This is a genomic window from Phenylobacterium sp. (genome assembly GCF_025351295.1).
Taxonomy (GTDB): Bacteria; Pseudomonadota; Alphaproteobacteria; order Caulobacterales; family Caulobacteraceae; genus Phenylobacterium.
Genome location: NZ_JANXWD010000047.1, coordinates 1 through 5,438, shown reverse-complemented (window position 1 = coordinate 5,438; position 5,438 = coordinate 1). Strand labels below are relative to the sequence as shown.

General features: G+C 67.8%; 3 protein-coding genes and 2 pseudogenes. 4 read left to right on the top strand and 1 reads right to left on the bottom strand.

What is annotated here, in order from left to right:
* The 3 genes and pseudogenes from Q0R13_RS07405 to Q0R13_RS07395 all read left to right on the top strand — a co-directional run.
* Positions 1–186 (top strand): annotated as a pseudogene (locus Q0R13_RS07405) (hypothetical protein); the annotation flags it as partial.
* 57 nt (positions 187–243) lie between these two features.
* The gene (locus Q0R13_RS07400; RefSeq protein WP_293901732.1) at positions 244–879 is read left to right on the top strand and encodes a carboxymuconolactone decarboxylase family protein; all 636 of its coding nucleotides are present in this window, start codon (positions 244–246) and stop codon (positions 877–879) included.
* A 37-nt stretch (positions 880–916) separates the two neighbouring features.
* Positions 917–1,219: a DUF1330 domain-containing protein gene (locus tag Q0R13_RS07395; protein WP_293901729.1), complete on the top strand. Its 303-nt coding sequence runs from the start codon at positions 917–919 to the stop codon at positions 1,217–1,219.
* A 167-nt stretch (positions 1,220–1,386) separates the two neighbouring features.
* Here Q0R13_RS07395 and Q0R13_RS07390 read toward each other — a convergent pair.
* Positions 1,387–2,103: pseudogene (locus Q0R13_RS07390) on the bottom strand (IclR family transcriptional regulator); the annotation flags it as partial.
* Between the two features lie 304 nt (positions 2,104–2,407).
* Here Q0R13_RS07390 and Q0R13_RS07385 point away from each other — a divergent pair.
* Entirely contained in the window at positions 2,408–5,137 is a 2,730-nt protein-coding gene (locus Q0R13_RS07385) for a TonB-dependent receptor (RefSeq protein ID WP_293901726.1), read from the top strand.
* Positions 5,138–5,438: the final 301 nt, after the last annotated feature.

Genomic DNA, 5,438 nt, shown 5'->3' with positions numbered 1-5,438 from the left:
GAAGCGGTGAAGAAGAGCTACGAGCTGTTCGCCCGCTACGTCATCCCCCACTTCCGCGACAGCAACCGCAACCGCGACGCCTCGATCCGCTGGGCTCACGACAACAGCGAAAAGACCTGGGGGGCCACGGTGGGCGCCATGCAGAGCGCCATCGCCAGCGGCGGAGAGCACAAGGTCTCAACGTGACCAGGGTCGCGCTCGGCGGGACATTCGGCGGGCCGCCGCGTTCCAGGGGAGATATCGATGCCCAGACTTAGGCAGGTTCCGCGCGCCGAGGTCACCGATCCGCTGGTCGCCTCGGTCTATCAGGCGCTGTTCGGCGACCGCGATCCCGTCGCCGAGCCAGGCACGGCGACCGGCACGCCCGGCCACTGGTGGACCGTGCTGGCGCTCGCGCCGCACGTGCTGGAGCACTTCGTGCAGTGCTCGCGCATGTACATGGGTCCGAAACTCAGCCTGGACCCCATGCTGCGGGAACTGGGCCAGATGCGGGCCGGATGGCTCAACGGCTGCCAGTTCGTCTATTCCCAGCATTGCAAGATGGCCCGCGGCGTGGGCCTCGCCGATGAGCAGATCGACGCCATCAAGGCCTGGCAGGTCGCCGACTGCTTCGATGAGCGCCAGCGCACCGTGCTGGCCTACGTGGACTGCCTCGTGAGCCAGCGGGGCAGGGTTCCGGACGCCGTCTTCGCGAAGCTGAAGTCGTTCCTGAGTGACCCGGAGATCGTCGAGCTCACCTATGTGACCTGTTGCTACGACGGCTATTCGGTGCTGACCCGGGCCCTGCGCCTCGAGTACGACGACCGCGATGATCCCGTCGTCGAGGTTGCGGCGCCGGACGCCTACGACGGGGCAGATTTCATGGGCGGCCGACGCTGAGCGCCGCGATCCGCCCGAACGATCAAGGAGAGACAGCATGGCCGTGTTCGCGATCTTCATCCGCGATCGGATGAAGGACCCCGAAGAGTTCAAGACCTATTCGGCCAAGGCCGGCGCCGCGCGTGGGGACCATCCGCTCAAGGCCCACGTCTACTACGGCGCATTGGAGGTTCTGGAGGGGCCGGAGACCGACGGCGTCGTCGTGGTGGAGTTTCCCGACATGGCCGCGGCCCATGCCTGGTACGACAGCCCCGCGTACCAGGAGGCCAAGGTCCATCGCCTCAAGGCGGCCGACTACCGGGTCATTCTCGTCGAGGGGTTTTCGCCCCCCGGATCCTGATCCCCGGGGCTCGCCTGCGACACCGCCAGTTATCTGACGGCCGCGATCGTCAGCGTCGATGGCGGCGAGGCCCACGCAGGCTGAGCGGCCGCGACGCCGGTTGGGTCCTCGGCGAGATCGCGGTCCGCCGGCCGCTTCATCGTCGCTTCGTACGTGCCGATCGCCTCGCGCATGATCCGGATGATCTCATTGCGGTTGCGCGCGATGCGGCTGTTCATGCCGCCAACGCCCAGCGTCAGTTGCGTGCCGTGCGGGGTCAGCGGCAGCGGCAGGGCGATCGCCGCGGCCTCCGGGTAGGGGAACGCCGCCAGGAGGCAGTAGCCCTCCCGCCGGATCCATTTCAGCTGCTCCCAAAGAACCGCCATGTCGACGCGGTCGCCGCTGTCGCGGTCGTGGGCGTTGATGTGCCGGCACAGCTTGTCCACCGTCTTGGCCGTCATCCGGCTCATCAGCACCAGGCCGGCGGCGGAATGGGTCAGCACCCGCATCGCGCCCTCGTTCAGGGTGATCTTGTGCGGGTGGGTCGGCTGCATGATCCGGATGTGCTGGATGAAGATGTCGTTCTGGGAGGAGACCACGACGGTCTCGTTGGTCGCCTCGAACACGGTGTCGACGAGCGCCTGCAACTCGCCCGCCCCGAAGATGTGATGGTTCACCCAGTCGCCCAGCGCCGCCACCCGCGGGGTCGGGAAATAGGTCCGGGAGCGGCGGTCGTAGTTCAGGTAGCCCAGCAGGACCAGGCTCTTGAGCAAGGTCGTCGTGCTGGACTGCGGGTAGGCCAGGCGCTCGAAGATATAGGTCAGGCGCAGGGGCGTGCGCCGCTCGTGAAACAGCTCCAGGATCTCCAGCGTCCGCGCGGCGGACTTGATGGGCTCACGACGCATGGGCGCCCCCGAAAGCGCGCGATCCGCGCGGCGAAGTCACCTTGCGCCATCGCCTCGACCTGACCCAATTCGAGGGCCGCCGCGTCGCATTCATCGCATATGTGATGGCGGCGGGCGCTGGGCACGGACGCTCCGGGGCGCCGACCGCGGTTTATTCCCAGTGAAATAAAGCGACAATCGAGGCGGCGCGACGGGCCTCGACCCCTTCCGCCCTGGCAGGACTCCCTCAGCCGCGGCGGATAACGCGGCTCAACCAGATCGATGGGCGCCGTCCAAGGCGGACGCTCAAAGGGGGAGACAGGACATGACTTCGCGAACCAACCCTCGGACCGCATTGGCGCTCGGCGTGTCGGCGCTCGCGTTGCTGGTCGCCTGCCCGGCGCTCGCCGCCGCGACCCCGGCGGACGGAAGCTCGACGGTCGGCGAACTGGTGGTCACGGCGCAGCGGCGCGAAGAGGCGCTGCAGGACGTGCCGATCGCCGTCTCGGCCTTCTCGCAGGACATGCTGGAGAAGCAGAAGATCGACGGCGGTCCCAGCCTGCAGCGGGCGATCCCCAACGTCACCTTCACCAAGGGCTTCTACGCCGGCTACAATTTCCAGATCCGCGGCATCGGCACCAAGCAGACCTCGGTGACCGGCGACACCTCGACCGGCGTCCACTTCAACGGTGCGCCGCTCACCGAGAACCGCCTGTTCGAGGCGGAGTTCTTCGACGTGGAACGCGTCGAGGTGCTGCGCGGGCCGCAGGGCACGCTGTACGGCCGCAACGCCACCGGCGGCGTGGTCAATGTGATCACCGCAAAGCCGACCGGGGACTTCGAGGGCATGATCCGCGGTGAGGTCGGCACCTACGACACCCGCAAGCTGCGCGCGATGGTCAACATCCCGCTGATGGGCGACGTGCTGGGCCTGCGCATCGCCGGCACGACCCTGAACCGGAGTGGCTACACCGACAACCTGGTGACCGGCCACGACGTCGACGGCCGCGACCTCTATTCCACCCGGGTCAGCCTGGGCTTCAAGCCGGCCAGCACGTTCCGCGCCGACCTGGTGTGGCAGCACTTCCAGGAGGACGACGACCGGCTGACCGCCGGCAAGGCGCTGTGCACCCGCGATAACGGCCCCGCCACGGTCGGCGCGACGCCGGTGACCAACGCCATCGTCCGCGGTTTCCTCAGCCAGGGCTGCGCCAACGGCTCGATCTATGCGGCGGGCGCGCGCACCGGCATGCCGAACTCGCTGGCCACCCTCTATGGCCTGCTGGCCTTCTCGCGCGGCCTGGCCAGCGGCGACGTCTACGGCGGAACCCGCAGCGGCGATCTCAGCGCGGTGGAATCGGCCATCGACCCGAGCTACCGGGCGAAGGAAGACGTCGTCACGCTCAGCGCGGCCTGGGACGTGATGGAGCACCTGCAGCTCAACTCGCTCAGCTCCTATTACAAGGGCCGGTACAACGCGACGCAGGACATGAACGGCTTCCTGGCCTCGACGCCGTTCAACAGCACCGCGCTGGCGCCGGGCGGGATCGTCAACGACCCGCAGCTGGGAGCGACCAACCGGCTCTCGCTGTACAATTCCAGCCAGCACCCGGCCAAACAGTACTCGCAGGAGTTCAGGCTGGCCTCGAGCTACAGCGGTCCGCTGAACTTCAACCTCGGCGCGCTGTACCTGCACTACAAGGTGACCCAGGACTACTACATCACCTCGCCGGCCTTCACCTATGCGGCCTTCGCGGCGGCCGGTGGCGCGCCTTGCCCGCTGAACAGCACGACCTGCGCCTACATCGATCCCAGTCGCGAGCCGACCCCGGCCGGCCACGGCGACTACCTGAGCGACCAGCCCTACAAGCTGGTCTCCAAGGCGATCTTCGGGGAGGTCTACTATGAGATCGCCGACAACCTGAAGCTCACCGGCGGCCTGCGCTACACCGACGACACCAAGACGCTCTACGCCTTCCCGATCCGGCTGCTGACGCCGGGTTCAGGCCTCAAGCCGGGCGTTCCGCCGCAATACCGCGCGGAGTTCAAGGAAGTGACCGGCCGCGCCGGCGTCGACTGGCAGCCCGACCTGGCCCTGACCGACAAGACCCTGGTCTACGCGTTCTATTCGCGCGGCTACAAGGGCGGCGGCCCGAACAACATCGGCCAGACGCTGGGTCCGCGTCCGTTCTACGATCCGGAGTTCGTGAACTCGTACGAAGTCGGCACGAAGAACACGCTGATGGGCGGCACGCTGCTGCTGAACGCCTCGGCCTTCTACTACGACTACCAGGGCTACCAGATTTCGAAGTTCGTGAACCGGATCTCCACCACGGAGAACATCGACGCGACCATCCGCGGCCTCGAACTCGAAAGCATCTGGGAGCCGGTGAGGGACCTGCGCTTCAACGGCACGCTGGGCCTGCTGCACACCCGCATCAAGAACGGGCTGTCGATCGACCCGCTGAGCCGCACCAACGGCGACCCGTCGCTGACCTATGTGAAGACCTCCGGCGCCGGCGGTTGCACCGTTCCGACGGCGGCCCTGGCCAACCTGCTGGCGATCATCCAGCAGCAGCCGGGCGCGCCGACCGTGGCGGGCGTCTCGGGGGTTCCGACCGCGATCCTGGGAGCCTGCTCGGGGTCGTTCGCCGCGCTCGGCGTGACGCCCAGCGAAGGCGTCGCGGCCAACCTGAAGGGCAACAAGCTGCCTGGCTCGCCGAACTGGACGGTGTCGCTCGGCGCCCAGTACACCTGGGAGCTTCCTTCCGGCTGGAGCGCGGTGGCGCGGGGCGACTACTTCCGGCAGGGCGCGTCCTTCTCGCGAGTGTTTAACAAGACCGCCGACCGCCTGCGCGGCTGGGACAACACCAACGTCTCCCTGCAACTGAGCAACGACGCCATGGGCCTGCAGATCGAGGCCTATGTGAAGAACCTATTCAACAAGCGCCCGATCACCGACACCTTCTTCGTCGACGAGGCGCTGGGCCAGTACCAGGACGCCTTCCTCCTCGACCCGCGGATCGTGGGGCTTTCGGTCCAGAAGAAGTTCTAGGTCGGGTTGCGATCCACGATCGTCATCCCGCGGCTGGTCCGCGGGACCATGCCGGCCGTGGCGCAGGCGTGGGGGAACGTCCCGTGGGGGAAGGTCCCGCGGCGGCGCGCGCCGGGGGAGGGTTGGTGTTGAGGCGAGCATGGGTCCCGCGGCCCAGCCGCGGGATGACGGTTGGGGGGTTATGACATCCAGCCGAAGCTGCCGCGGGGATCACGGATGCCGCGTTCCCAGGGCATGAGGTTGGGCTCAGGCGGGGGATCGGGTGGCGGCGGGTCTGGCGGGGGCGGCTCGGGCGGGGCCG

What these genes read in the sequence shown, in the direction of transcription:
- Q0R13_RS07400 (WP_293901732.1), top strand. Translation starts at nt 244, where the DNA reads ATGCCCAGACTTAGGCAGGTTCCGCGCGCCGAGGTCACCGATCCGCTG.
- Q0R13_RS07385 (WP_293901726.1), top strand. Translation starts at nt 2,408, where the DNA reads ATGACTTCGCGAACCAACCCTCGGACCGCATTGGCGCTCGGCGTGTCG.
- Q0R13_RS07395 (WP_293901729.1), top strand. Translation starts at nt 917, where the DNA reads ATGGCCGTGTTCGCGATCTTCATCCGCGATCGGATGAAGGACCCCGAA.